This window comes from Mesorhizobium sp. M0500 (genome assembly GCF_040321165.1).
GTDB lineage: Bacteria > Pseudomonadota > Alphaproteobacteria > Rhizobiales > Rhizobiaceae > Mesorhizobium.
On the sequence record NZ_JAMYRB010000006.1, the window covers coordinates 100,791 to 127,470 of the forward strand.

The following is a 26,680-nucleotide window of genomic DNA, read 5'->3' on the forward strand; positions in this document are numbered from 1 at the left end:
ATGGATTTCTTCAACGCCATCGTGCAGGTCCTGGACTCGACCATCCGCCTGTCGGTGCCCTTGCTGCTCGCCTGCCTCGCCGGCCTCTATTCGGAGCGCGCCGGCGTCTTCGACATCGGGCTCGAGGGCAAGATGCTGGTCGGCGCCTTCGCCGGTGCGGCCGCCGCCTCGGTCTTCCACTCGGCCTATCTCGGCCTCGGCATGGCCATCCTCATTTCGGTTGCCTTCGCGCTGATCCACGGCTTTGCCTCGATCACCCATCGCGGCAACCAGATCGTCTCGGGTGTCGCGATCAATTTCATTGCCGCCGGATCGACGATCATGCTCGGCCAAGCCTGGTTCCAGCAAGGCGGGCGCACGCCGGCGCTGGCCGCCGGCGAGCGGTTCGAGGCAATCACCTGGCCGGGCGCGGAGGCGTTCAGGAGCGTGCCGATCCTCGGGCCGATCTATTCGGAACTCATCTCCGGCCATTCCGTGCTGGTCTATCTCGCCTTCCTGGCCGTGCCGTTCACCTGGTGGGTGCTGTTTCGCACCCGCTTCGGCTTGCGCCTGCGCGCCGTCGGCGAGAACCCCGCCGCCGTCGACACCGCCGGCATATCAGTCGCCTGGCTGCGCTACCGGGCGCTGATCTGCACCGGCGTGCTCACCGGCATTGCCGGCGCCTATCTGTCGATGGTGCAGAATGGCGGCTTCGTGAAGGACATGACCGCCGGCAAGGGCTACATCGCGCTGGCCGCGCTGATCTTCGCCAAATGGAAACCGGTCAACGCCATGTTCGCCTGCCTGCTGTTCGGCTTCCTCGACGCGGCGTCGATCCGCCTGCAAGGCACGCCACTGCCAATGATCGGCAAGGTGCCGGTGCAATTCATGCAGGCGCTGCCCTATGTGCTGACCGTCATCCTGCTTGCCGGCTTCATCGGCAAGGCAATCCCGCCGCGCGCCGGCGGCGTGCCGTATGTCAAGGAACGCTGATCTATCATGGCTCATGATCTGTTCGAAGCGGCGAAAGCCGCCATGGCCAAGGCCTATGCGCCCTATTCGAAATTTCCGGTCGGCGCGGCGTTGCGCACCGAGGACGGCCGTGTCTTCACCGGCGCCAATGTCGAGATCGCGTCCTATCCGGAGGGCTGGTGCGCCGAAACCACCGCGCTCGGCCACTACGTCATGGGCGGCGGCGGCAAGATCACGGAAATCGCCGTGATCGCCGAACGCGTGGCAAAATGCTCGCCCTGCGGCGGCTGCCGGCAGCGGCTGGCGGAATTCTGCCGGCCGGAGACGAAATTCTATCTCTGCGATGATAGCGGCGTGGTTGAGACCGTGACCATGGGCGAGTTGCTGCCATACGGGTTTGAAGGCGATGTGCTGAAATGAAGGAAGCGCTCGATCACCTCGTCGAAAGGCTGGACGGGCTGGCGCCGACCACCGCCTTGGTGCTGGGGTCAGGGCTTGGCGGGCTTGTCGACCAGGTCGAGGATGCGGTGCGCATCTCCTACGCCGACTTGCCGGGGTTTCCCCGAAGCGGAGTCAGCGGCCATGCCGGCGAGGTGGTGGCGGGGCTCTTTGCCGGCACGCCGGTGCTGATGCTGTCCGGCCGGGCGCATTATTACGAGCACGGCAACGCGGCGGCGATGCGGCCGGCACTCGAGGTGCTCGCCGGCCTCGGCATCTCCAGGCTGATCCTCACCAACGCCGCCGGTTCGGTCGATCCCGGGATGGGCCCGGGCTCGGTGATGCTGATCACCGATCACATCAATTTCTCGGGCTCCAACCCGCTGATCGGCGAACCGAGCGACCGCCGTTTCGTCGGCCTGACCGAAGCCTACGACGCCGGTCTCCGCTCCGCCATCGAGCAGGCGGCGAAGGCCACCGGTACCACGCTGCACAAGGGCGTCTATATGTGGTTCTCCGGCCCATGCTTCGAGACGCCCGCCGAGATCCGCATGGCGCGCGTCATGGGCGCCAACGCGGTCGGCATGTCGACGGTGCCGGAGGTCATTCTCGCCCGCTTCCTTGGGCTGCGCGTCGCCGCGTGTTCGGTCGTGACCAACCTTGCCGCCGGCATGACCGGAGCCGAGCTGTCGCACCAGGAGACCAAGGACATGGCGCCGGTCGGCGGCGCGCGGCTGGCGACCATTCTGCAGCGTGTTTTTCAGGACGGGCTTCCGGAGCACAGGGTCGACGCCTGATGCTTCCACAGGAAATCATCCGCCGCAAGCGCGATGGCCAGAAGCTCTCGGCTGAGGAGACAGCGTTCTTCATCGAGGGTCTGACCGCCGGCACAGTCACCGACGCGCAGGTCGGCGCCTTTGCCATGGCGGTGTTCTTCAACGGCATGAGCCGCGACGAGGCGGTGGCGCTGACTATGGCGATGCGCGATTCCGGCGATGTGCTCGACTGGTCGGATCTGCCCGGCCCGGTCACCGACAAGCATTCGACGGGCGGCGTCGGCGACAACGTCTCCTTGATGCTGGCGCCGATCGTCGCTGCCTGCGGCGCCTATGTGCCGATGATTTCCGGCAGGGGTCTCGGCCATACCGGCGGCACGCTGGACAAGATGGATGCCATCCCCGGCTATATCAGCCAGCCGGATGTTGCGCGCTTCCGCAAGACCGTGCTCGAAACCGGCTGCGCCATCATCGGCCAGACCGCCGATCTGGCACCCGCCGACGCCAGGCTCTACGCGATCCGCGATGTGACGGGAACGGTGGAATCGGTGCCGCTGATCACCGCCTCGATCCTGTCGAAGAAGCTGGCGGCCGGCCTTGGTTCGCTGGTGCTCGATGTCAAGGTCGGCAACGGCGCCTTCATGGAGAAATCGCGCGACGCAACCGCACTGGCCAACAGCCTGGTCGACGTCGCCAATGGCGCCGGCCTTAAGGCCTCGGCGCTGGTCACCGGCATGAACGAGCCGCTGGCGTCCGCCGCCGGCAACGCGGTCGAGGTGCGCAACGCCGTCGATTTTCTCACCGGCCGCTTTCGCGACCGGCGGCTGGAGGACGTGACGCTGGCGCTGGCCGCCGAGATGCTGCAATCGGCAGGCCTGGTGTCGTCCAACCAGGACGGCCTGCGCCGCGCCGCCGAAACGCTGGCCGGCGGCCGCGCCGCTGCCGTCTTCGCGCGCATGGTGGCGGCACTGGGTGGTCCCGTCGACTTTGTCGACAATCCGGAAAAATATTTGCCGAAAGCGGCAACGGAATTCGCGGTCAAGGCGAGCGCGAACGGCTTTGTCACCGGCATCGCGACCCGCGAGATCGGGCTTGCCGTGGTCGGGCTTGGCGGCGGGCGGACGCGGCCCGACGACAGGATCGATCACGCCGTTGGCATCACCAGGCTGTTGCCGGTCGGTGCTGAAGTGCGGGCCGGCGAAGCGCTGGCGCTGGTCCATGCCCGTAATACCGGGGATGCCGAAGCGGCCGCGGCCGCCGTGCTTTCGGCCTATATGATCGGCACTTCCAGACCGGCCACGGAGAAAACCGTCATCCGGCGGATCCTGCCGCGCGGGTAATCACTGAACCAGCAGCAGCTTGCCGTCTTCGACCTGGTATTTTTCGAGCCGCTGCAGAAAGCTCATGCCGATCAGGTTGGTGTGCAGCGCCCTGTCGTCGAGCACGACGGCCTCGACGCCCTCGACGGTGATCTTGCCGATCTGCAGGCGATCAATCGTCACCACGGCGGCCTTGATCGCACCATTGGCGGTGTTGACCTGATGGCTGAAGTCCGTCGAATTGAGCGAGATGCCGATCCTGCGCGCAGTCGAGGTGTTGATGGCGACGAGCGTGGCACCGGTATCGATCATGCCGTCGATCTGGTGGCCGTTCAACTTGAAGGCCGACATGAAATGGCCGCGCGCGTCCGCGGTGACGACGACCTTGCGGCCGAGCGGCTGCGGCGTCGCCGGCCTGTCCCGAACGGCGGCGAGATTCAGGTCGGTTTGTGTGTCGGCCGGCCTGGCTCCGATGGCGGATTTCAACAGCCGCTCGATTACCTGTGAATTGGACTGATACACGATCGGCAGCGATGCCGACGTTCCGGCAAACACGCCAAGGATGAGAAGCTTGCGCAGCATGGACCGGCCTTCCTGGTTGCCGATCCTTAGCCCCACAAGGTGATTGCCGCTTTAACGAGTGCGGAAACCAGCCGTTTGCGTAAACAATCGGTAAGCGGGTCTATTTGGTGCCGTACATGCGGTCGCCGGCATCGCCGAGACCCGGCATGATGTAGCCCTTTTCGTTGAGCTGGCGGTCGATGGAAGCGGTGAAGACCGGAACATCGGGATGCGCCTGGGTAAACCGCTCGAGGCCCTCTGGTGCCGCCAGCAGGCAGAGGAAGCGGATGTTGGTGGCACCGCGGCCTTTCAGCTTGTCGATCGCCGCGATCGCCGAATTGGCGGTCGCCAGCATCGGATCGACGACGATCACCAGCCGGTCGGCGAGGTCGCCTGGCGCCTTGAAGAAATACTCGACCGCTTCCAGCGTCTCATGGTCGCGATAGAGGCCGATATGGGCGACACGCGCCGCCGGCACCAGATCGAGCAGGCCTTCGAGCAAGCCGTTGCCGGCGCGCAGCACCGAGGCGAAGACCAGTTTTTTGCCCTCCAGCGTCGGCGCCTCCATCGTTTCGATCGGCGTCTCGATGGTCGTCGTCGTCAGTTCCAGGTTGCGGGTGACCTCGTAGCCGAGCAGCAGCGAGATCTCGCGCAGCAGCCGCCGGAAGCCGGCCGTCGAGGTTTCCTTCTTGCGCATGATGGTCAGCTTGTGCTGGACAAGCGGATGGTCGACGACGGTGACGCCCTTCATGGTGTTCTCCAACTGCGCAAATGAATGGTGAATGGTGAATAGTGAATAGTGAACTGGTTTGCGAGTCCTTGGTTGCGCGGAAAAACTCGCGGTTGACGGACCAAAGCGCCGGGTGAACCATTCACCATTCACCTGCCCTTGGCGCCGAGCCTGCCCAGCAGCGCCGCCCTGGTCTTCCTGTCGACGAAGGCTGCCTCGATGGCCGTCCTGGTGACGGCGGTGAGCGCCTTGTCGTCCATCGCAAAATGCTCGGCAGCGATGTCGTATTCGCGTTTCAGCGAGGTCCAGAAATAGGGTGGGTCATCGGAGTTGAGCGTCACCTTGCAGCCCGCTGCCCGCAAGGCGGGGAAGGGATGGTCGGCGAAGCTGTCGAAGATTTTCAGGGCGATGTTGGAGCCAGGGCAGCATTCGAGCACGACGCCTTCGTCGGCGATGCGCCGCACAAGCTCGGGGTTCTCGATGGCGCGCACGCCATGGCCGATGCGAGACGGGCGGATGTGGTCGAGTGCCGCCTCGACGCTCTCCCAGCCCATCAATTCGCCGGCATGGACGGTGATGCCGAGGCCGGCCTCGCGGGCGATCTCGAAGGCCCTGACATAATCTTCCAGGTCGCCTATCCGCTCGTCGCCGGCGACGCCGAAACCGGTGACCAGCGGATGCCCGCAGCGCGCGGCGAAACGCGCCGCTCGCTCGATCGATTCGACACCGAAATTGCGCACGCCGGTGACGATCATGCGGCCTTCAATGCCGGTCTTCGCCTTGGCGCGGGCCATGCCTTCGCCGAGCGCGTCGGTATAGGCCTTCGGCGACAGCCCGGCCTTGCTGGCATGGTCGGGCGAGGTGAAAACCTCGGAATAGATGGCGCCGTCGCGGGCGAGGCTGGTCAGGTAATGATCGGCCAGCCGCGCATAGTCTTCTTCGGTGCGGAACAGGTCCGACGAGAAGTCGTAGGCGGCGAGGAAAGAGGTGAAGTCGTGCCAGACGAAGGAGCCGTCCTGGATGTAGGGCGAGGCATCCTTGCCGTATTTCTCAGCCTGGCGGAGGACGAGTTCAGGCGCCGCTGCCCCTTCGATGTGGCAGTGCAGTTCTGCTTTCAAAGGCATTCAATTATCCCGTCAGGCTTTTTCTTATGACGCAAGTTCCTGTCGGAAAACCGTGTGACACTTTTCCGGAACCTGCTTCGAAGCGCGGCCGAACACCGCGCCTTAAACAATAGCGCCCGCACCATCGATCGGCTATGGTCCCGCCGATTTTATGGCGGATCAAAACGATGTCGGTTGAAAGAACCACTGCTGCGGGCGGCATGGAAACCTCCTATGGTTTCAAGCGGGTAGGGCCAGGCGACAAGCAGTCCCTGGTCAATGATGTTTTCCACAAGGTGGCGAACCGCTACGACCTGATGAACGACCTGATGTCGGCCGGCTTGCATCGGTTGTGGAAGGACGCCATGGTCGCCTGGCTCAATCCACCGAAGCGGCCGGGCTGGAGCGTTCTCGACGTTGCCGGCGGCACCGGCGACGTCGCCTTCCGCATCGTCGAGGCGAGCGGCAGGCACTCTCATGCAACGGTTCTCGATATCAACGGCTCGATGCTCGCCGTCGGCCGCGACCGGGCCGAGAAAAAAGGCCTGTCGGCAAATACCGATTTCGTCGAAGCCAATGCCGAGGAACTGCCTTTTGCCGACGCTACTTTCGACGCCTACACCATCGCTTTCGGCATCCGCAACGTGCCGCGCATCGATGTGGCGCTTGCCGAAGCCTATCGCGTGCTGAAGCCTGGCGGGCGCTTTCTCTGCCTTGAATTCTCCGAGGTCGAGATGCCGCTGCTCGACAAGGTCTATGAAGCATGGTCGTTCAACGCCATTCCGCGGATCGGCAAGGTGGTGACCGGCGATGACGAGCCCTATTCCTATCTGGTCGAATCGATCCGCAAGTTTCCCAATCAGCAGAATTTCGCGGCGATGATTTCGCGCGCAGGCTTCGAGCGCGCCTCATTCCGCAATTATTCCGGCGGCATCGCCGCGCTTCATTCGGGCTGGAAGCTTTGAGGCTGGCCCGCATTTTCCGACGTGCCTTGCGCCAGTTCAGGAAACCGGCAGGGCAAAGCCAGCCATGAGCAGCATCGGCGCTGGTTTCAGGCTCGTACGGGCCGGCTGGGTGCTGGTCCGCGAGGGTGTCATCGCGGCTTTGCCCGGTGACGAGCTCTTCGGCTTGCCGAAATTCGGCTGGCGCATGGCCCGGCTGTTCACCCGCCGTCGCGCGCTTGCCTATGAGCGCGGCGACAGGCTGGCCAAGGCGGTCGTGCGGCTCGGCCCATCCTACGTCAAGCTCGGCCAGTTCCTGGCGACACGGCCGGACGTCGTCGGCAACGACATAGCGCTCGATCTCGCCATGCTGCAGGACAAGATGCAGACGTTTGCGAAGGCCGAGGCCGTTGCAGCGATAGAAGCCTCGCTCGGACGCAAGATCGACGAGCTCTATGTCAGTTTCGGCGAGGCCGTCGCCGCCGCCTCGATCGCCCAGGTCCATACCGCCGAAACGCTGCAGGACGGCGTCGTTAGGCGAGTGGCGGTGAAGGTCATCCGGCCGGGCGTGCGCCGCCGCTTCTTTCGCGATCTCGAGAGCTATTTCCTCGCCGCCCGGCTACAGGAAAAATACATCCCGTCGTCGCGCCGGCTGCGGCCGGTCGAGGTGACCGAGACACTGGCCCAGACCACCAAGATCGAAATGGATTTGAGGCTGGAGGCGGCTGCTTTTTCGGAGCTCGGCGAAAACACCAAGGACGATCCCGGCTTTCGCGTGCCCTCGGTCGACTGGGAGCGCACCGGCCGTGACGTGCTGACCATGGAATGGGTCGACGGCATCAAGATGAACGATATTGCCGGCCTGACCGCCGCCGGCCACGATCTGAAGGCGATCGCCGCCAATCTCGTTCAGTCGTTCCTGCGCCATACGCTGCGCGACGGCTTCTTCCATGCCGACATGCATCCGGGGAACCTCTTCATCGAGGCCGACGGCACCATCGTCGCCGTCGATCTCGGCATTGCCGGCCGGCTCGGCAGGAAGGAGCGCCGGTTCCTCGCAGAAATCCTCTACGGCTTCATCACGCGCGATTATCAGCGCGTCGCCGAAGTGCATTTCGAGGCCGGCTACGTGCCGCGCCAGCACAATGTCGCGGCCTTCGCCCAGGCGATCCGGGCGATCGGCGAACCGATCCACGGCCAGCCGGCCGAGACCATCTCGATGGCCAAGCTGCTGACGCTTCTATTCGAAGTGACCGACCTCTTCGACATGGCGACGCGATCCGAACTGGTGCTGCTGCAGAAAACCATGGTGGTTGTCGAGGGCGTCGCCCGCACGCTCGACCCGGCCTTCAACATGTGGAAGACGTCGGAACCGGTGGTCAGCGGCTGGATTGCCCGCAATCTCGGCCCGCGCGCCTTGCTGGCCGACGTGCGCGACGGCGCCACCGCGCTGCTGGCGCTGGCCCGCCAGGCACCGGACCTCGCCGCCCGCACCGAGCGGCTGTCGCGCGAAATCGACCTGATGGCCGAAAACGGCCTGCGTTTCGACGAAAGGACCGCGCGCGCCATCGGCAAGGCCGAGGCGCGCTACACCCGCTCCGGCCGGCTGGCGCTGTGGCTGATCGCATTGACGCTGGTATACATCGCCTGGCGTATATTCTAGCGCTTGTTGCAAAGTGATTGCATTGCTATCATTGCACTCAGCAATTCCGGGCAAGGTGCAATCAGATGGCCAGCATCACGATCCGCAACCTTGATGACGAGGTCAAGGACCTGCTGCGCCGACTGGCGGCGGAGAATGGCCGGTCGATGGAAGACCAGGCGCGGGTGATGATCCGCGCAGCGGTCGAAGGTCAGTTCGGTTCGGCCGGTCGCATCGACCAGATCGAGAAAACACTGCGCGAACTGACGAGTTCGCAGAGTCCAGCAACGCCGGTGGTCGCCGTCTCCAGCCCGCGAGGCATCCTCTCCGGCAAGCGCATCCTGCTCATCATCGGCGGAGGCATCGCTGCCTACAAGGCGCTCGACCTGATCCGCCGGCTGCGCGAGCGTGGTGCTTCGGTGCGCGTGGTGATGACGGCTGCGGCGCAGGAATTCGTCACCACGCTGTCGGCCGGGGCACTGTCAGCCGACCACGTCTCTACCGAACTCTTCGACCGGCAGGACGAGCACGACATCGGCCACATCCGGCTGTCGCGCGAGGCCGACCTTTTGGTCGTGGCGCCGGCCACCGCCGACCTGATGGCAAAGCTCGCCAATGGCCACGCCAACGACCTTGCCTCGACCGTGCTCATCGCCACCGACAAGCGAGTTTTGATGGCGCCGGCGATGAACCCGAAAATGTGGGCGCATCCGGCGGTCCGCCGCAACCGCGCGACGCTGAGCAAGGACGGCGTCGCATTCGTCGGCCCGGCGAAGGGCGAGATGGCCGAGAGCAACGAGGTGGGCGAGGGCCGCATGGCCGAGCCGGTGGAGATCGTCGCCGCGATCGAGGCGCTGCTCGACAGCCGGCCAAAGCCGCTGACGGGCAGGAAGATCATCGTCACTTCCGGACCGACGCATGAAGCGATCGATCCTGTCCGCTACATCGCCAACCGCTCGTCGGGCAAGCAGGGCCACGCCATCGCGGCGGCGCTGGCCAGGCTCGGCGCCGACGTGCGTCTCGTCTCCGGCCCGGTCGGCATTGCCGATCCGGCCGGCGTCGCCACGCTGCACGTCGAAACGGCCGTCGAGATGAAGGACGCGGTCGAGCAGCTGCTGCCGGCCGACGCGGCAGTGTTCGTCGCGGCTGTCGCCGACTGGCGCACACAAAGTTCGGCCGGGGAAAAGATCAAGAAGGTGGCGGGCGAGGGGCCACCGGCGCTGCAGATGGTGGAAAATCCCGATATTCTTGCCGGTGTCGGGCATCACAAAAAGCGGCCGATGCTGGTGGTCGGTTTCGCTGCGGAGACGCAGGATCTGGTCAGGAATGCCGAGGCCAAGCTCGCAAGAAAGGGTGCCGATCTTATCGTCGCCAATGATGTCTCGCATGAAGATGGTTCCCCGGGCGTGATGGGCGGCGACCGCAACAAGGTGCGGATCGTCTCGAAGGCCGGCGTCGAGGAATGGCCGGAGATGAGCAAAGACGAGGTGGCGACGCGGCTCGCGGCACTGATCGCCGAGCGGCTGAAGACGGTCGTCGTCTAGTCAATCTCCCCCACGAGGGGGGAGATTGGCAGCTTCGCTGGCGGCGCCCCCGAAATCCGCAAAGCGGCAAGGCATCCCAGGATTCCGAGCGGGATAAACGCCAGGAACAGCCAGGCGGCGACATTCGCCGCGGCCTCGCGGTTCAGGCCTTCGGAAAAGCCGCTGGCGTTGGCGACGATGCCGGTCAGTGCCGCACCCACGGCATAGCCGATGCGCTGCATGGTCGGCACGGCGGCCGAGGCGATCGTCTGCTCGCCTTCCTTGGCCGATGCCACGATGACACGCGTGACGAACGGCCAGGCTATGCCGAAGCCGCCGCCTTGCAACAAAGCACAAAACAGGATCAGCGGGATCGAGCCGGCCGGCACCGTATAGGCGAAACCGGCGACGCCCGTGGCGATCATCAGCGCCCCGCCGACGATGATCAGCCGCTCGCGCTCCGGTGGCGCATTGGCGACGAGGATCGACAGGACCGACCAGGCGATCGATTCGGCGGCGATGATGTAGCCGGTGGTCAGGATCGGAATGCCGTGCAGGCTGGTCAGAAGCAGTGGTCCGTAGACCGCGAACGAGCAGGTCGCCACCGAAAACGCCGCGACCATGGTCATGCCCGCGCCGACCGGCGAGCGCCATGAGAACAGCCGCGACGGGAACAGGCGCGAGCGCGGCTTCAGTGCGTCGATATAGATAAACAGCGCCAGGCCGATCAGGCCGAGGGTGAGTAGCAGCGACGAGCGCAGCAGGGCGATGTCGACGCCGGCAGTGGCAATCAGCACGACGCTGCCGGCGAGGCAGCCAAGTGCCGCAAAGGGGAAGGGCGGCGCCGAGCCGCCCTTCGCCTGCCTCGTTGCTTCAGGCGTATCGAGCACGAGGAAGCTTGCCAGCGCCATGGCCGTGCCGCCGAGGGTGAAGACGCCGAAGGCCCAGCGCCAGGACGAGAATTCGGTCATGACCGCGCCGAGCACCGGCCCGCTGAAGGCGGCGACACCCCAGATCGCCGACATGACGCCGAAAAGCTGCGGCCAGATCGCGCGGGCAAACAGCCGCTCGACCGAGACGAAGGCCAGCGACACCAGCGCGCCGCCACCGAGCCCTTCGATCAGGCGGCCGCAGAGGAACAGCGGCATCGAAGGCGCGGTGGCGCAGACCAGCGCGCCGGCGGCATAGAGCATTGCGGCGACCATCATGTTGGTACGCAGCGCGACATAGCTCACCAGCCGTCCGGCGGCCGCACCGGCAACGATGGCGCCGAGCTCGTAGATCGCCAGCGACCAGCCGACCAGTTGCACGCCGGCAAGTTCGCCGACCATGGCCGGCATGACCGTTGCTACCATGGTTTCGTTGGTGGCGTGCAGCAGAATGCCGAGGCTGATGAAGCAGAAGCGCGCCAGATCGCCGCTCGCCCACAGCGCGCGCCAATCGACCCCGTTTGTGCTTGTTTTGGTCATCCAGTCCCCCGAGCTTCCCTAGACGCTGGTCTAAAATATTGGAGCGCTCTTCGTCTCCAAATGGGCACGCGGCGCTTCGGGGACGGCTTGTAAAACCTCAACCGCAGTTGAGTTCAAGCGGTTTTTCCGGTGTGCTGAGATGATGATGTAGGCGGGAAGCCAGGGTGATCGTGCATCTCGGCTCCACGATCAACCCGCTCTGCGGCGCAACTCATACTGGTTGACGCCGATTGCGATGTTCACGCCGTTCTACCAATCGATTTAGCAGCACCTCAACCGACGTATATCCCAGATACTGGTTGCCAGCTTCCGCAAATATGGTTAATATATTAGCAAGAAGAAATATTCCCGCTTACAGTCGTACTGGAGCACGACAATGGGCGCTGCCGATTTGCGCAGGCCAAGTATTGCGGCGATTCTGTGCGCCGCAGAGGGCCCTTCATCCGAAAGAGTCTTGTCACCCGAAAGAGTCTTGGGAGGCCCGGCGGCTTAAAGCCGTTGCTGGCGGCCTCATAACTTCCGCATCCCCCACAGCATAATCGATCGAGCCGAATCGAGGGCTTTGTTGCGCCCTCATGCTGCCGACCAGTGCCAGAGATGGCCTGCGCAGCACACTCTAGCTCTGGCAAAATCGGAGGAAAACATGATTATTGGATGTAGTGGTTTAAAGGTGGCCGCGGCTGCGGCTTTCATGGGTGGGGCACTGTTGCTTGGAACAGGCGGAGCGCTAGCGCAGACCTGTCCCGGCGTATCGCAGACACAGTGCACGGACTTCTGCGGCACCGCTGGCGTGGCCTCCTGTACAAAGACGGGGTCGGTTCCGGACTGCGTGTGCAATGAGACCACGAAGGATGTGAATGGCAATGCGTTCGGCACGGCAACGCAGGATACGGCTGAAGGCCAAGGCAACATTGGCAACAAGACCGAGACGGCCTGCGAGGGTAATCCCGGCCACTGCAAGTAGTAATATCCGAAATTTTAGAATAAACATCTATGTATTTGGCTGTTGACGGGTTTATTCTATAGTTTTGTAGAATTCCTCTGCGGCACTGCCAAGTGCAGATTAAAGAGCTGGAAGGGACTACCTTTCCCTTCCGGCTCAGAGGTGGTCAGAACATGATGCGCAGCGTTTTGTTCGTTACGGTAATCCTCGGCGCGGCGGTAACGCCCGGGAGTTCCATGGGACCGACACCATCGGTGACTTCCGGCCAGGTTTTGTCGGCCTTCAATCAGCTCTCAGCTCTCCTCGAGCCGTCCTCCATCCGGCCCGATACCCCCGCCTATCGCACGCAAGCCGTGGAGCGCGGCGATATCGTCACAACGGTGCAGGCGGCTGGCACGCTGAACGCGCTAGTTATGGTGGAAGTCGGTTCTCAGCTCTCGGGTCGGGTGAAGGACCTCTATGTCGACTTCAACTCCAAGGTCACCAAAGGCCAGGTGATAGCCCGGGTTGAGCCGGAGATTTACGAAGCGAGAGTAGCGCAAGCCCTTGCCGAACGGGAGATGGCGCAAACGCAGGTTTCGGTACATCGGGCGCAGATCGAGCGGGCCAGGGCAGAGATGGAGACCGCCGAGGCCAGATATGATTCTGCAGCCGCACAGACTACACGCGCCGAAATCGCGCTCGATGGTGCGGCGCAGGAAGTGAACCGCAAACGTTCCCTGGCTAAACAGAAGATCATCGCGGTGGGAGAATGGGAGCGGGAGAATACCGCACACAATTCTGCCAAGGCGCAGGCGACTGCCGCCCAGGCCGAGGAACTGTCGCAATCGGCAGTCGTTCGAGCCGCCAAGGCGACACTCAACATGGCAGAAGCGGAACTCGCCAACACGCTTGCCCAGGTGAAGCAGAAGGAAGCGGTGCTTCAGCAGGCCCAAATTGATCTTGACCGCACCTATGTACGCGCGCCGGTCACCGGCACGGTGGTCAATCGCGCCGTCAGTGGCGGTCAGACCCTGGCGGCTAGCCTGCAGACCCCGATACTGTTCACCATAGCTCAAGACCTGACTGAGATGCAGGTGGAAGCTTCCGTGGTGGAAGCCGACATTAGCCGTTTTGCGCTTGGGCAGCCGGTTACTTTCACCGCCGATGCCTATCCCGACCGAATTTTCACCGGCACGGTAAAACAGATACGCAAGGCACCGCAGGTCGTTCAAAACGTCGTCACATACATAGTGGTGGTCGGTACGCAAAATTCCGATGAGCTGCTGTTGCCCGGCATGACCGCCAATCTGAGCGTGGTAATGGCCAAGCGACAGGGAGTCTTGAAAGTGCCCAATGCGGCCCTGCGTTTTCGGCCGCCGAGCGATACCGGGGACGAGGCGCGACCAACCGCGCCGGCCATTGCCGAAACGGGCGTAGAGGCGGGAAGCCCGGGCGAGGTATTTGTATTTGGGCCAGACCGCGAGCCGAAGCTTGTCTCGCTCCGGCTTGGAATCACCGACGGTCGTGCAACAGAGGTGCTGGCAGGCGACCTGACTGAGGGGCAGCAGGTCATTACGGGGCTTGCCACTGCTCCGCGTCGGGACGAAGACGCGTCTTCCGTCCTGGTCAAGTTCCGGTTGTGGTGAGGTCAGGTATCCATGGCTCTGATTGACGTCGACCGGCTGCGCCATTGCTACCGTGTTGGCGGAGAGCCGGTGTGGGCGCTCGAAGGGGTGAGCATGACGATTCAACGAGGCGAATTCGTCGCGGTGATCGGATCTTCAGGATCGGGCAAGTCTACCTTCATGAACATACTGGGCTGCCTCGACAGTCCGAGTGAAGGCCGTTATCGGCTGAACGGGGTAGACGTCGGTGGACTCCATCACGATGAACTCGCTGCGATCCGCAATAGGAACATCGGTTTCGTGTTTCAGTCGTTCAATCTGCTGCCGCGGGCCAGCGCACTAGAAAACGTGGAACTGCCGCTTGTCTATCGCCGCATGTGGGCTGGTGAGCGGCGGCGCGCAGCGCTGGCGATGCTGGCCAAGGTAGGGCTCGCCGATCGGGCCAGACATACTCCTGCCGAACTCTCGGGCGGACAACAGCAGCGCGTTGCCATTGCCCGCGCCCTGGTGACGGAGCCTTTACTTCTACTGGCCGATGAACCCACTGGTGCGCTCGACAGCCAGACAGGGCTGGAGATCATGGCAATTTTCCGCCGACTCAATGGAGAGGGCCTGACCATTGTGCTGGTCACCCATGAGGCTGAGATAGCTGCCCATACGGATCGCATTGTAGCCTTTCGAGACGGCCGCGTTCTGTCAGACACCCCTGTCATACAGCAGGTCCGACCTTTGGATGACACTCGCCGTCTAGCGCTGGCGTACAACAATGTCCGGTAGCACAAGAACCGCCCTGCGATCATTACGCTCCCATCATATGCGCAGCGCGCTCACCATGTTGGGCATCATCATCGGTGTGGCCGCTGTCGTGGTGATGATCGCGATCGGGGTTGGTGCGCGCGAACGGATCACCGCGCAGATCCGCAGCCTCGGCGCCAACCTCATCAGCGTCAGTCCGGGCAGTGCGAAGATGGGCAGCGTCCGCCTTGGGGCCGGTGGCGCGCCGCGGCTGAGTGAAGAGGACGCGGCGGCGATCGGAATGGAAATCCCCGGCGTCGTGGTGGCGGCGCCACTCCTCTACGCCCGCGAGCAGTTCACGATCGGCTCCGCCAATTGGCAAGGCGTGCTTCGCGGCGTGACGCCGGAATATTTCTCAGCGCGCGAGTGGCGGGTTATTGCCGGGCAGGAGATGACCCCGGAGGACAACAACCGCGTCGCCAACGTGGTGCTCCTCGGAACGACGATGCGGGAGAAGTTGTTCGGAAAAGCCGATCCGCTGGGGGCCGCGATCCGCATCCGCGACGTGCCGTTCACGGTGATCGGACTGCTGGAGCGGAAGGGCCAGAGCGTGTGGGGCGATGATCAGGACGATGTGGCACTTGTGCCGCTGAGGACGGCGCGACGTCAGTTCATTGGCACGAGCCGTGCCAATCCGACCTTCGTACACAACATCACCGTCAAGTTCGCCGATTGGACCTCGGCCGAGGGCACGATGGCAGCGATCCGCCAACTCCTGTGGCAGCGTCACCGGTTGCGGACAGGTCAGGAAGACAGCTTCATGGTGAGCAACCTCGCCGAAGCTGCGAATGTCGAAGGTTCGACCACACGCGTGGTGTCGCTGCTGCTTTCGGCGGTGGCCTCAATTTCGCTGGTCGTGGGCGGGATCGGCATCATGAACATCATGCTGGCGACGGTGACGGAGCGGGTCCGCGAGATCGGACTGCGGCTTGCGGTGGGCGCGCGACGGCGAGATATCCTTGCCCAGTTTCTCGTTGAGGCAGCAACGCTTGCCCTGCTCGGGGGTATTCTAGGTGCTGGTATTGGGATTGTTGCTGCAATCGCCGTTGGGTCTATCGCTCAATGGCCGGTGATCATCGATCTCAGCGCCGTCCTGCTGGCTATCGGCTTTGCCGCGGCTGTAGGCGTCTTTTTCGGCTACTATCCCGCCCGCAAGGCCGCAAGCCTACAGCCGATCGAAGCGCTGCGCGCAGAATGAGTTTGGCGCCACCGCGCGATCATCGGTCAATTTCGAAGCCGCAAGGCGCCCAATCAAAAGGCTGCCACGCGCCGGCGACTACGCGGCGCGGAACCGTCCTATCCCGGCGCATGATGAAAGGCCACGGGCCGTATTTGCCAGAGGCCGTTATTTGAACGAGTGGATCAGGTCCAGCGAGGTGACGGCGACCGCCAGGTTGACGCCGGTCTGTGCCTGGACACTGAGCGGCTGCAGCGAAAAGGCGCTGTCGAGGCCGCCGACCAGGAGATTGGCGCCGCCACCGGTGACCACGCTGGCCTCGGCGTTCACGCCATAATAGCTGCCGGCAAGGTCGCCTTCATCGTGGTTGCGGGTCGCCGCCAGAACCGCCCATACCAGCTGGCCCTGATGCGTCCGGCCGACATCGACGCCGAGCTTGGAAATCACCCCTGTATAGACTTCAGAGGGGCCGCCACGATGCGGACGAAAGACACAGGAAACACCCTTGTTGGAGGTGACGAGATAGGCCGTGCCGCCGTCGATGGTGCAGTCGAGCACGCCGAGCTGGAGCTTGCTGGCGCTGGCGGGAGCGGCAACGACGGTCGTGGCGAGAGCAGCGGCACAAGCGAGTTTCTTGATCATGGCAGGGTCCTTTCGAAATTGCCTTGTACAAACGGCTGAGCACGCCGAGCGTTCCGCCGAAAACTTGGCGCCAGCAAGGCGAAGCTAAACGCAGGGTTGTCGGAGTGCGGAAACGGAGGCCCGATTAACCGGCCGCTCAGCCGGCACTGGTGCGGGCCAGGCCGTCCTTGGCCGGCTGGTAGGTCGGATTGAGGTGCACGGCTTCGCGGTAGGATTTCGCGGCCCTGACCTTGTCGCCGCGCCGCTCGTAGATCAATGCCTGGTTGGACCAGGCCTCGGCATTCTTGCCGTCGAGCTTGATGGCCATGTTGAAGTCGGCGAAGGCATTGTCCTCGTCGTTCATGGCAAGGTAGGAGAGGCCGCGCCCGTTGTAAGGCTCGGAGGCATCCGGCGCCAGCGAAATGGCGGTCGAGAAATCCTCGATGGCAAAGGCGTGCTGGCCCTGACTCTGGTAGATCAGGCCGCGATTGTGATAGGCGCGCGCATCGGTCGTGTCGAGCTGGATGGCCTTCTGGAAATCGTTGAAGGCTTCCTGGACCCGGCCCGCCCTGCGGTAGAGATTGCCGCGGCCGATATAGGCGGCGTCATAGTTGGAATTGATCTGGATCGAGCGGTTGTAGTCGGCAAGCGCGCTTGCCTGATCGCCGAGGAAGCGCTGGATGAGCGCCCGGTTGGAATAGGCCTGGTAGAAATTCGGATTGAGCTGGATGGCGGTGTTGAAGTCCTTGAGCGCCGCCTGGTACTGGCCGCCGCGGCCATAGGCCGAGCCGCGCACATTGTAGGCTTCCGGATCCTGGGGGTTGCGCTGGATCACCGCCGACAGTGAGGAGATGTTCTCGGTCGAGGCTTGCGCCTTGTCGATGTTGTTGAACTCGCCGGTCGGAACGCTCTGGCAGCTGGCAAGCGCCATCCCGGAAAGCAGGGCTGCCGTCAGGGCGAGGCCGCGCCACGCGGTTCTGCGCTCTACGGTGATTGCGTCCATGTCTGCCCTGTCCTTACTGCGCCGTCTGGTCCGTTCCCCCTCCGAACCGGCATCTCTCCCAACCGGTCCTCTCGGACCGGGTCGAACTCACAACAAAAAGGTGGCGGCGATTCCGCATCGCGCCACCTTGGATATCCTTGGAAAAGGACGAAAAATTGACGTCAGAACCGCGGCGGACGCGGAGCACCGGCACCGGCAGCACCGGCCGCGACCGGACGCGGCGTCATCGGCAGCAGGCCTTCACGCTGGGCGCGCTTGCGGGCCAGCTTGCGGGCGCGGCGCACGGCTTCCGCCTTTTCACGGGCGCGCTTCTCGGAGGGCTTCTCGTAATGTCCGCGCATCTTCATTTCGCGGAAGATGCCTTCGCGCTGCATCTTTTTCTTGAGCGCGCGAAGCGCCTGATCAACATTGTTGTCGCGGACGAGTACCTGCACGTGCAATCCTGTCTTTCGGGTTTGAAATCAACAGGCAAGCGGCCATAGCCGCAAGCCTCCGCGGCGCGTTACACCACGAATTGGGGCGGCTGATAGCAGAATCAAGGGGCGCTGTCCACAGCCGATTGAGAGGCGGTGCCGATCCCGAAACGAAAAACCCGCCTCGGCGGGGGTCGTTGGTGTGAATCAGCACCATATCGAGTTTAGTAGCATAGCTGCCGGCACAAAGCAAGAACAAAATTCGCCTCGGGCCAGATAGGCGCCGCTACGCGGTGGCCAGGTGGAGCTGCTCGAAACCCTCGAAGAACTCGCCGTAGTCGCAGGTTATCTCCTCGCCGGCGGCGATGTCGCGGGTTGCGGTGGCCCCGCCATATTGCGAAAAGTCGGTGTTCGGCTTGTCGGCGTGGTTCATGAAGCGGCCATTGTCGACCTCATAGACCATGAAGCCCGGCCGGTCCGGACTGGGATAGGCATATCTGTCGAGCAATTCCTTGAGGTGCGGCGGCGCCGTCTCGTATCTTTCCATCGGGATCAGCCGGTCGAAGTCCGGATCGAGCCGCCAGATCTGCGCCCCTTTCCGGATCGGCTCGGCGGCGAACACGCCGACGCCTTCGATTGCGCTCGCGGCGATATAGGTTCTGATCAGCAGCATGTTTCCAATCCGTCTTCGAGGCGAAGACGGAATCGTCAAATCGCCGGGAAAAGCAAGACCGGTTTTTCCGGCATTGCGGCTGGCGGGCTGACATTGCGGCTGGCGGGCCGACGCCAACCGCGAAACGCTTCACGTGCGGGTGATCGAGACACCGCCGTCGGCGAACAGTGCCGTGCCGGTGGTGAAGCTCGATGCATCGGAAGCCAGGTAAAGCGCCGAGCGGGCGATCTCCTCTGGCTCGGCGACGCGCTTCAAGGCATGCAGGTTTTCGACGAACGCCCGCGATTCAGGTGTGTTGAATGTCGCCGAAGGCGTGTCGGTGCCGCCCGGCAGCAGCGCGTTGACCCGGACGCCCTTGGCGCCAAATTCGGCGGCCAGCACCTGCGTCAATCCGATCAGTCCGGCCTTGCTCGCGGCATAGCTGGTCATGCCGGGCATGCCGAGCGTGTGGCCGACGAAGGTCGAGGTGAAGATCAACGACCCGCCGCCGCGTTCGACCATCGCCGGCACCTGGTATTTCGCGCCGAGAAAGGCGCTGGTCAGATTGGTATCGAGCGTCTCGCGCCAGCCCTCCAGCGACAGCTCAGAAACCGGCCCCATCTTACCGACCGAGCCGGCATTGTTGAAGGCGATGTCGAGCCCGCCGAATTTCTCGACCGCCAGGTCGACCAGGACTTTCGCGTAGGCTTCGTCGCGGACGTCGCCGGCAAGCGCAATGGCGGTGCCCTCGGCGTCTTCGATTTCGGCAACCAGCGCATCGAGTTCCGCCCGGCGGCGGGCGGCGACGACGAGCCTGGCGCCTTGCTCGGCAAAGAGTTTTGCCGTGGCGCGGCCGATCCCGGAACTGGCGCCGGTGACGATGGCGACCTTGTTGGTGAGTGCGAACATTTTCTGCATCCTTTTTTCGCGCCGGCTCTGGCCGGCAATCGGGATGCTTGGTCGCAAATCGGGGCGGCGCGAGCCACCCGATACCTGCGCTGCCCTCGACAGCCCTTCTTGACGTCCGCTTGCCACCAGGCTACGGATCGTCATCCAAAACTCGCGGGTGGACGCGCCACCCATTCCAATGACCCCCCAAGACATAATGAGCAGGTTGTTGGCCCCCGGCTTCGAGGGCGACAGCGAGTTGACGTCCGCCCTTCAATCGGAATTTGGCAAAGGCTTTCCGATAGAAAATCTCCGGCCGCTGCTGACGTCCGGCAACCTTCATACCCAAGCCGCCGCCGCTTTCTTGGTGGCCGAAGCCAGTCCCAAAACAAGCTACAAGATGAATTGCGTTGTCGCGGAAATAGCCGATCTGCTCGACAGCGAATCTTCGGGCATCCGGTGCGACGCGATCGAGGCGCTTCTAGGGTGCACCACGCCTGCGGACGGCACCATTCTCGGCCGCGTGATGCTGCGGCTGGATGACGAACATGCCGGCGTTCGGTGGAGGGTCGTCCAATTCATCTGCCTTGCACAGCGCTGGCAGCTAAGGCTTGCGGTGGAAAATGCCGCCGCGCTTCGTCTGGACTCAGCTTTCACGACACTGGTCGACGCCTATGGTCACTATGTCATGCCGAGTTCCAAGGACCTGCCACGGTTACTCGAACATCCGGATGCGGTTTTGCGGCGCTTTGCGGCGGCAGTGGCGATCAGGCCACGCGAGGTGATCGTCGAGCGCTTCGTTGCCATGGCGGAGCAGTCGAACGACGCGGAAGTTCGCAAAATCGCGGCCGATTGCCGTGAGGGTTATTTGCGATCGATCTATGCAATCGGGCCGTGCATCGTGAAGCGTGCTCCGGCTGACCCAACGAAAAGCGAAGCTCAGAACAGCGACCAGTGAAAGCACGGCGCAAACGGCAAGCGCCGTCGCAAACGGTGCAAGGCCACTATTGCCTAAGCAGCCAGCCGAGCCGATCGAGCGAAAATGCGTAGCTGACGGCGATCAGCAGGGCGACGGCCATGCCGGCCGTCGTGTAGCCGGCCAGGTGGAATCCGGCAGCGCCGCCGAACAGGATGACGAGTTCGAGCACCAGCCGCAAACCGCCCGGCACCGGAACCGGCGCCCGCCCCGAGCGGCTCGGATCGTTCGGCACCGCGAAGATTCCCCAGAGCGCGGCGGCAACGAACGGCAATGCCACGGCAAGGATCCAGCGCCACATGCCCGCTGAGAGGCTCCAGCCCGCCATGCCGAGGCCGAGCAAAGCGGCGAGCTCCAGCAAGAAGCGCAATGTCAGATTCCACCAGACGTTAGCCACCGCCATAATCCTCCGATCGTCAGGCGACGGATAGCGGTGGAAGGCAATTGCATCAACCTGCCCGGATGCGGCTTTTTCACCACGGCGCAAAACGGCAAGCGCCGTCGCAAACAGTGCAAGGCTGGCAGCACGGTTTCGCTAGTGATACAAGCTCGCGCGCCGGGGCTGGCTGATCTGCCCTGCCGCCATTTGCGAGGCCTGCGACGTTGAAGAAATACTCGGTATTCGCCATCGCCCGCGAGGCCATGCGCGGTCATAGAGGCTGGGAGGAACAGTGGTCCTCGCCGGAGCCGAAGAAGGAGTACGACGTCATCATCGTCGGCGCCGGCGGCCACGGCCTGGCCACCGCCTATTATCTCGCCACCGTGCACGGCATCACCAACGTCGCGGTATTGGAAAAAGGCTGGCTCGGCGGCGGCAATACCGGGCGCAACACCACCATCATCCGCTCGAACTATCTCTACGACGAGAGCGCCGGCATCTACGACCATGCGCTGAAGCTGTGGGACGGGCTCAGCCAGGAGCTCAACTACAACGTCATGTATTCGCCGCGCGGCGTCATGATGCTCGCCCACAACATCCATGACATCCAGGTGCTGAAGCGGCACGTCCACGCCAACCGGCTGAACGGCATCGACAATGAATGGCTGACGCCGGAGCAGGCCAAGGAATTCTGCCCGCCGCTCAACATTTCGCGCGATGCACGCTACCCGGTTATGGGCGCCTCCCTGCAGCGCCGCGGCGGCACGGCGCGCCACGATGCGGTCGCCTGGGGCTATGCGCGCGGCGCCTCGGCGCGTGGCGTCCACATCATCCAGAATTGCGAGGTCACCGGCGTCAAGCGGGCGCCGAACGGCGCGGTAACCGGTGTCGAGACGACGCGCGGCTTCATCGGCGCCAGGAAGGTCGGCGTGGTTGCCGCCGGGCATTCGTCGGTGATCATGAACATGGCCGGCGTGCGCATGCCGCTGGAAAGCTATCCGCTGCAGGCGCTGGTATCGGAGCCGGTCAAGCCGGTGGTGCCTTGCGTGGTGATGTCGAACACGGTGCATGCCTATATCTCACAGTCCGACAAGGGCGAGCTGGTCATCGGCGCCGGCACCGACCAGTATGTCTCCTATTCGCAGACCGGCGGCCTGCACATCCTCCAGCACACACTCGACGCCATCTGCGAGATGTTCCCGATCTTCACCCGCATGAAGATGCTGCGCTCATGGGGCGGCATCGTCGACGTGACGCCGGACCGTTCGCCGATCCTGGCCAAGACGCCGGTGCCCGGCCTCTATGTCAATTGCGGCTGGGGCACAGGCGGCTTCAAGGCGACGCCGGGTTCGGGCCATGTCTTTGCCCATACGATCGCCAGGGACGATCCGCACCCGATCAACGCGCCCTTCACCATCGAGCGCTTCCGCACCGGCCGCCTCATCGACGAGGCGGCGGCGGCAGCGGTGGCGCACTGATGATGACCGAGATGGCCATCGCTATGCCGCTGATGCTCGCCGGCGAGCAAGGCCTGTTCCATATCCCCACGCCAGAGGAGGTGCGCCTGCAGCCCATCAGCCGGGCCGGCAATGAAGCAGATTGGCCGTTTTCCGTCGACGAGGGTGTACTCGCCTGCGCCTGGAGCGCCGGTCAGAGAGTGGTCACCTTTATGGAGAACCGGCCAGCCGATCTCGAGGAAGGCGAAAAATTCGAGCGGCGCTACGTCATCGTGACGACCGAACCGATGACGCTTTCGGTCGGCAATATGGCGTATCGCGACCTTTTCCGCCCGGTAGCCAGCATCGAGGAGCGCATCCGGCTGGTGGCGCCCTTCGTGACGATGGGCCAGAGGCTTTGCGACCAACCTGCCGGCGCTCGCGTCGGCCACGGCGAACTGTAGGACCGACCATGCTTCTCATCCGCTGCCCCTATTGCGAGGAAGAGCGTCCGGAGCTCGAATTCCGCAACGCCGGCGAGGCGCATATCGCGCGTTCCCCAAACATCGCCGGCGAGAGCGACGACGATTTTGAAAAGTTCTTTTTCATCCGCTCCAATCCCAAGGGGATCATCTATGAGCGCTGGCGGCACATGCATGGCTGTGCGCGGTTCTTCAATGCCGTGCGCGACACCGTCAGCGACAGGTTCCTGATGACCTACAAGGCCGGCGAACCGAAGCCCACCAAGCTGCCGGGAGCCGCCAAATGAGCGCCACGTTCCGCATTGCCGGCGCCGGGCGGCTCAAACAGGCAAAGATAGCTGGCTTCAGCTTCGACGGCCGCCCCTATACCGGCATCGAGGGCGATACGTTGGCCTCGGCGCTGCTTGCAAACGGCGTCCATCTCGTCGGCCGCTCGTTCAAGTACCACCGGCCGCGCGGTTTTCTGTCGGCCGGCGCCGAAGAGCCGAACGCGCTGGTCGAGATCAAGCGCGACGCGGCACGCAAGACGCCGAACGTTCGTGCCACGGTGCAGGAACTCTATGACGGATTGACCGCACAGTCGCAGAACTGCTGGCCGTCGCTCGCTTTCGACATCGGTGCCGTCAGCAGTATTGCCTCGCCGATGCTTTCGGCCGGCTTCTACTACAAGACCTTCATGTGGCCGAAGGCCGCGTGGAAAAACCTCTACGAGCCCAAGATCCGCGCCGCCGCCGGTCTCGGCGTCGCTCCTGACCAGCCGGATCCCGACCACTATTCGGCGCGCTTCGCCCATTGCGAGGTGCTGGTGCTTGGCGGCGGTGCCGCGGGCATCGCCGCGGCATTGGCCGCGGCCGAGACCGGCGCGCGCGTCATCCTTGCCGACGAGCAGGCGGAATTCGGCGGCAGCCTGCGCTTCGAGAGCGGCGCCAGGATCGAAGGCCAGGACGGTTTTGCCTGGGCGCAGTCCGCTGTTGCCAAGCTCCGGACGATGGACAATGTCCGCGTGCTGCCGCGCACCACCGCCTTCGGCTATTACGCGCAGAATTTCGTCGGGCTGGTCGAGCGCGTCAGCGACCATCTGCAGAATCCCGGCCGCGACCTGCCGCGCGAGCGGCTGTGGCAGGTTCGCGCCAACCGCGTGGTGCTGGCGACCGGCGCCATCGAGCGCCACATGGTGTTTGCCGAAAACGACCGGCCCGGCATCATGCTGGCGTCGGCGGCGCGCACCTATCTCAACCATTACGGCGTCGCCGTCGGCAGGAATATCGGCGTCTATACGGCGAACGATTCCGCCTATGCGGCGGCGATCGACCTGAAAAAGGCCGGCATCAACGTGGCGGCGATTGTCGACCTGCGCGACAACCCGACCGGGCCGGCGATCGACGAGGCGAGGGCGCTCGGCATCGAGGTCAATTTCGGCCGCGCGGTGATCCGCGCCGGCGGCAAATTGCGGGTGTCGTCGATGACTGTGCAGCCGAAGAATGGCGGCGGCGAACGCACCATGCCGGTTGACGCAATCCTGATGTCGGCCGGCTGGACGCCGTCGGTGCATCTGTTCTCGCAATCGCGCGGCAAAGTTGCCTTCAACGACGAGAGCAAGCGCTTCGTGCCCGGAATTTATGCGCAGGACTGCGTCTCGGTCGGCGCCTGCAACGGCACCGACGGGCTGTCGGCGACGATCGACGAGGCCTACGCGGCCGGCGCCAAGGCGGCCAAGGACGCCGGCAGCAGGCCGGCCAAGGGCACCAAGCCGAAGGTCGACGCCGGCGAGAGCTGGTCGCGCGGCATGCTGGGTGCAGCACCCGGTGCCGGATCGGATACGACGGTCAAGGCCTTTGTCGACTTCCAGAACGACGTCACCGCCAAGGACATCCGCCAGGCAGTGCATGAGGGCATGCGCTCGATCGAGCACGTCAAGCGCTTCACCACCAATGGCATGGCGACCGACCAGGGCAAGACCTCCAACATGCACGGCCTGGCGATTGCCGCCGAGACGTTGGGCAAGCCGATCCCGCAGGTCGGGCTGACGACGTTCCGCGCGCCCTATACGCCGGTGACATTCGGCTCGATCGTCGGCCACGCGCGGGGTCCGCTGTTCGACCCGACCCGCAAGACGGCGATCCATCCCTGGGCAGAGCGTCAAGGCGCGATGTTCGAGGATGTCGGCCAATGGAAGCGCGCCTGGTATTTCCCGAAGCCGGGCGAGGACATACATGCCGCCGTCGACCGCGAATGCGTCACGGTGCGCAAGACGGCCGGCCTGTTTGACGCCTCGACGCTGGGCAAGATCGAGGTGGTCGGGCCGGATGCGGCCAAATTCATGGAACTGCTCTACACCAATCCATGGGAGAAGCTCGAGCCCGGCCGCTGCCGTTACGGCATCATGCTGCGCGAGGACGGCTTCATCTATGACGACGGTGTCGTCGGCAGGCTTGCACCCGACCGTTTCCATGTGACGACGACGACCGGCGGCGCGCCGCGCGTCATGAACCATATGGAAGACTATCTCCAGACCGAGTTCCCGCATCTCAACGTCTGGCTGACCTCGATCACCGAGCAATGGGCGGTGATTGCCGTGCAGGGACCGAAGTCTCGCGACATCATTGCGCCGCTGGTCGAGGGCATCGACATGTCGGATGAGGCGCTGCCGCATATGTCGGTGCGCGAAGGCCGGATCTGCGGCGTGCCGACCAGGCTGTTTCGCATGTCGTTCAGCGGTGAGCGCGGCTTCGAGATCAACGTGCCGGCCGATTACGGCGAGGCAGTCTGGGAAGCGCTATGGGCCGAGGGCCAGAAGCATGGCGCCTGTGCTTACGGCACCGAGTCCATGCATGTGCTGCGCGCTGAAAAGGGCTACATCATCGTCGGCCAGGATACCGACGGCACGGTGACGCCGAACGACGCCGGGCTCGACTGGGCGGTCGGCAAGAAGAAGACCGACTTCGTCGGCATTCGCGGCATGGCGCGGCCGGATCTGGTCGCCAAGGGCCGCAAGCAGCTTGTCGGCCTGAAGACCAGGGATCCCAAGGTGGTGCTGGAGGAGGGCGCGCAGATCGTCGCGGACCCGAAGCAGGCAATCCCGATGAAGATGATTGGCCATGTCACCTCGAGCTATTGGTCGCAAAATTGCGGCCGCTCGATCGCGCTGGGGCTGGTCGCCGGCGGCCGCGATCGCACGGGCGAGACGCTCTATGTGCCGATGCCGAACGGGGTGATCGAGGTGGAGGTCACCGGCATGGTGTTCTTCGATGAGAAGGGGGAGCGCCTCAATGGCTAAGGCCGCTTTGAAAACCGACGCCGCCGGACCCTCAGTCGAACGCCGTCCGGCTCTCGCCGGCCAGTCGCTTTCCGCCGCCGGCGTTACACTTGCCGTGCTGCCGCCGGCCGAGCGCATATCGCTGCGCGCGCCGGAAGCCTCGATTGCGGCACTTTCGAAAGCGCTCGGCGTCGTTCTGCCGCAAAGGCCGAAAACCTCGGCGGCAAAGGCCGGACGCACGGCCTTGTGGCTCGGGCCGGACGAATGGCTGGTCATCGACGAGAGCGGAAAAGATCCGCTCGCCGACTGCGCAAGCATTTCCGTACTGCATTCGGCGGTCGGCATCTCGCACCGCAACGTCGCCATATCGGTTACCGGTCCGGCTGCCGCGGCGACGATCAATGCCGGCTGCCCGCAGGATCTGTCGCTCGACGCCTTTCCGGTCGGGGCGGCGTCGCGTACCATTCTCGGCAAGGTCGAAATCGTGCTGTTGCGCACGGCGGCCGACGCGTTCCGCGTCGAATGCTGGCGTTCCTTTTCCGATTATGTCTTTACTTTTCTGTCGGAGGCAGCGCGCGACGCGGCAGCATAGGCATGTT

At 63.9% G+C, this 26,680-nt stretch carries 26 protein-coding genes; 16 read left to right on the top strand and 10 right to left on the bottom strand.

The features are described 5' to 3' along the window. The 4 genes from NKI70_RS13855 to deoA are packed head-to-tail and all read left to right on the top strand — an operon-like array spanning window position 1 to window position 3,505. Window positions 1–972 (top strand): ABC transporter permease, encoded by a 972-nt coding sequence (locus NKI70_RS13855; RefSeq protein WP_352576206.1) that lies wholly within the window; start codon window positions 1–3, stop codon window positions 970–972. 6 nt (window positions 973–978) lie between these two features. Then, window positions 979–1,371, top strand: a complete 393-nt coding sequence (cdd, locus tag NKI70_RS13860) for a cytidine deaminase (RefSeq protein WP_023675315.1) — start codon at window positions 979–981, stop codon at window positions 1,369–1,371. Beyond that, window positions 1,368–2,186, top strand: a complete 819-nt coding sequence (locus NKI70_RS13865; RefSeq protein ID WP_352448279.1) for a purine-nucleoside phosphorylase — start codon at window positions 1,368–1,370, stop codon at window positions 2,184–2,186. Before cdd ends, NKI70_RS13865 begins: the two co-directional genes overlap by 4 nt. Further along, window positions 2,186–3,505 carry a thymidine phosphorylase gene (deoA, locus tag NKI70_RS13870; protein ID WP_352568188.1) on the top strand — a complete coding sequence of 440 codons (1,320 nt, stop codon included), beginning with the start codon at window positions 2,186–2,188 and terminating at the stop codon, window positions 3,503–3,505. The genes NKI70_RS13865 and deoA overlap by 1 nt, the downstream gene beginning before the upstream one ends. On the opposite strand, the gene NKI70_RS13875 is transcribed toward deoA, so the two are convergent. The 3 genes from NKI70_RS13875 to NKI70_RS13885 all read right to left on the bottom strand — a co-directional run bounded on the left by NKI70_RS13875 (window position 3,506) and on the right by NKI70_RS13885 (window position 5,899). Then, window positions 3,506–4,066, bottom strand: coding sequence for a TIGR02281 family clan AA aspartic protease (locus NKI70_RS13875; protein WP_352677542.1), 561 nt, complete (start codon window positions 4,064–4,066; stop codon window positions 3,506–3,508). A gap of 100 nt (window positions 4,067–4,166) precedes the next feature. Beyond that, entirely contained in the window at window positions 4,167–4,796 is a 630-nt protein-coding gene (upp, locus tag NKI70_RS13880) for a uracil phosphoribosyltransferase (protein WP_023675320.1), read from the bottom strand. A gap of 128 nt (window positions 4,797–4,924) precedes the next feature. Further along, window positions 4,925–5,899: an adenosine deaminase gene (locus NKI70_RS13885; protein WP_352698520.1), complete on the bottom strand. Its 975-nt coding sequence runs from the start codon at window positions 5,897–5,899 to the stop codon at window positions 4,925–4,927. A gap of 167 nt (window positions 5,900–6,066) precedes the next feature. On the opposite strand from NKI70_RS13885, the gene ubiE reads away from it, so the two are divergent. The 3 genes from ubiE to coaBC all read left to right on the top strand — a co-directional run bounded on the left by ubiE (window position 6,067) and on the right by coaBC (window position 10,005). Then, a complete protein-coding gene (gene ubiE, locus NKI70_RS13890; RefSeq protein WP_352698522.1) occupies window positions 6,067–6,843 on the top strand; it encodes a bifunctional demethylmenaquinone methyltransferase/2-methoxy-6-polyprenyl-1,4-benzoquinol methylase UbiE in 777 nt (258 codons plus the stop codon). Window positions 6,844–6,907: 64 nt separating this feature from the next. Next, the gene (ubiB, locus tag NKI70_RS13895; protein ID WP_352677537.1) at window positions 6,908–8,482 is read left to right on the top strand and encodes a 2-polyprenylphenol 6-hydroxylase; all 1,575 of its coding nucleotides are present in this window, start codon (window positions 6,908–6,910) and stop codon (window positions 8,480–8,482) included. Between the two features lie 65 nt (window positions 8,483–8,547). Next, window positions 8,548–10,005, top strand: coding sequence for a bifunctional phosphopantothenoylcysteine decarboxylase/phosphopantothenate--cysteine ligase CoaBC (gene coaBC, locus NKI70_RS13900; protein ID WP_352677535.1), 1,458 nt, complete (start codon window positions 8,548–8,550; stop codon window positions 10,003–10,005). Here coaBC and NKI70_RS13905 read toward each other — a convergent pair. Next, window positions 10,002–11,453 (bottom strand): MFS transporter, encoded by a 1,452-nt coding sequence (locus tag NKI70_RS13905; protein WP_352698524.1) that lies wholly within the window; start codon window positions 11,451–11,453, stop codon window positions 10,002–10,004. The two genes, coaBC and NKI70_RS13905, sit on opposite strands and share 4 nt — an antisense overlap. Window positions 11,454–12,569: 1,116 nt before the next feature. Between NKI70_RS13905 and NKI70_RS13910 the strand changes: the two genes are divergently transcribed. From NKI70_RS13910 to NKI70_RS13920, 3 genes are read left to right on the top strand one after another with little or no spacing between them, the layout of a single operon-like run. Next, window positions 12,570–14,024 carry an efflux RND transporter periplasmic adaptor subunit gene (locus tag NKI70_RS13910; protein WP_352724667.1) on the top strand — a complete coding sequence of 485 codons (1,455 nt, stop codon included), beginning with the start codon at window positions 12,570–12,572 and terminating at the stop codon, window positions 14,022–14,024. A gap of 12 nt (window positions 14,025–14,036) precedes the next feature. Beyond that, a complete protein-coding gene (locus tag NKI70_RS13915; RefSeq protein WP_352454020.1) occupies window positions 14,037–14,780 on the top strand; it encodes an ABC transporter ATP-binding protein in 744 nt (247 codons plus the stop codon). A gap of 37 nt (window positions 14,781–14,817) precedes the next feature. Next, window positions 14,818–15,996: an ABC transporter permease gene (locus NKI70_RS13920; protein WP_352682564.1), complete on the top strand. Its 1,179-nt coding sequence runs from the start codon at window positions 14,818–14,820 to the stop codon at window positions 15,994–15,996. Window positions 15,997–16,143: 147 nt separating this feature from the next. On the opposite strand, the gene NKI70_RS13925 is transcribed toward NKI70_RS13920, so the two are convergent. The 5 genes from NKI70_RS13925 to NKI70_RS13945 form a co-directional block, all read right to left on the bottom strand. Continuing rightward, the gene (locus NKI70_RS13925; protein ID WP_023675329.1) at window positions 16,144–16,617 is read right to left on the bottom strand and encodes a DUF992 domain-containing protein; all 474 of its coding nucleotides are present in this window, start codon (window positions 16,615–16,617) and stop codon (window positions 16,144–16,146) included. 136 nt (window positions 16,618–16,753) lie between these two features. Continuing rightward, entirely contained in the window at window positions 16,754–17,599 is an 846-nt protein-coding gene (locus tag NKI70_RS13930) for a tetratricopeptide repeat protein (protein WP_352454022.1), read from the bottom strand. A 161-nt stretch (window positions 17,600–17,760) separates the two neighbouring features. Then, window positions 17,761–18,033 carry a 30S ribosomal protein S21 gene (gene rpsU, locus NKI70_RS13935; RefSeq protein ID WP_023675331.1) on the bottom strand — a complete coding sequence of 91 codons (273 nt, stop codon included), beginning with the start codon at window positions 18,031–18,033 and terminating at the stop codon, window positions 17,761–17,763. Window positions 18,034–18,298: 265 nt separating this feature from the next. Next, a complete protein-coding gene (locus tag NKI70_RS13940) occupies window positions 18,299–18,685 on the bottom strand; it encodes an SET domain-containing protein (RefSeq protein ID WP_352454023.1) in 387 nt (128 codons plus the stop codon). A 129-nt stretch (window positions 18,686–18,814) separates the two neighbouring features. Continuing rightward, window positions 18,815–19,573, bottom strand: a complete 759-nt coding sequence (locus NKI70_RS13945; RefSeq protein ID WP_352698528.1) for an SDR family oxidoreductase — start codon at window positions 19,571–19,573, stop codon at window positions 18,815–18,817. Window positions 19,574–19,730: 157 nt separating this feature from the next. On the opposite strand from NKI70_RS13945, the gene NKI70_RS13950 reads away from it, so the two are divergent. Beyond that, window positions 19,731–20,510: a hypothetical protein gene (locus tag NKI70_RS13950; protein WP_352633704.1), complete on the top strand. Its 780-nt coding sequence runs from the start codon at window positions 19,731–19,733 to the stop codon at window positions 20,508–20,510. A gap of 46 nt (window positions 20,511–20,556) precedes the next feature. Here the strand turns inward: NKI70_RS13950 and NKI70_RS13955 are convergent, their stop codons facing one another. After that, entirely contained in the window at window positions 20,557–20,925 is a 369-nt protein-coding gene (locus tag NKI70_RS13955) for a YrdB family protein (RefSeq protein WP_352698532.1), read from the bottom strand. A gap of 206 nt (window positions 20,926–21,131) precedes the next feature. On the opposite strand from NKI70_RS13955, the gene NKI70_RS13960 reads away from it, so the two are divergent. From NKI70_RS13960 to NKI70_RS13980, 5 genes are read left to right on the top strand one after another with little or no spacing between them, the layout of a single operon-like run. Then, window positions 21,132–22,385 carry a sarcosine oxidase subunit beta gene (locus tag NKI70_RS13960; RefSeq protein WP_352588227.1) on the top strand — a complete coding sequence of 418 codons (1,254 nt, stop codon included), beginning with the start codon at window positions 21,132–21,134 and terminating at the stop codon, window positions 22,383–22,385. After that, window positions 22,385–22,807, top strand: coding sequence for a hypothetical protein (locus tag NKI70_RS13965; protein WP_352588224.1), 423 nt, complete (start codon window positions 22,385–22,387; stop codon window positions 22,805–22,807). The genes NKI70_RS13960 and NKI70_RS13965 overlap by 1 nt, the downstream gene beginning before the upstream one ends. 8 nt (window positions 22,808–22,815) lie before the next feature. Next, a complete protein-coding gene (locus NKI70_RS13970; RefSeq protein WP_292519105.1) occupies window positions 22,816–23,112 on the top strand; it encodes a sarcosine oxidase subunit delta in 297 nt (98 codons plus the stop codon). After that, a complete protein-coding gene (locus NKI70_RS13975) occupies window positions 23,109–26,102 on the top strand; it encodes a sarcosine oxidase subunit alpha (RefSeq protein ID WP_352588221.1) in 2,994 nt (997 codons plus the stop codon). Before NKI70_RS13970 ends, NKI70_RS13975 begins: the two co-directional genes overlap by 4 nt. Next, window positions 26,095–26,673, top strand: a complete 579-nt coding sequence (locus NKI70_RS13980) for a sarcosine oxidase subunit gamma (RefSeq protein WP_023675340.1) — start codon at window positions 26,095–26,097, stop codon at window positions 26,671–26,673. The genes NKI70_RS13975 and NKI70_RS13980 overlap by 8 nt, the downstream gene beginning before the upstream one ends. Window positions 26,674–26,680 lie beyond the last annotated feature (7 nt).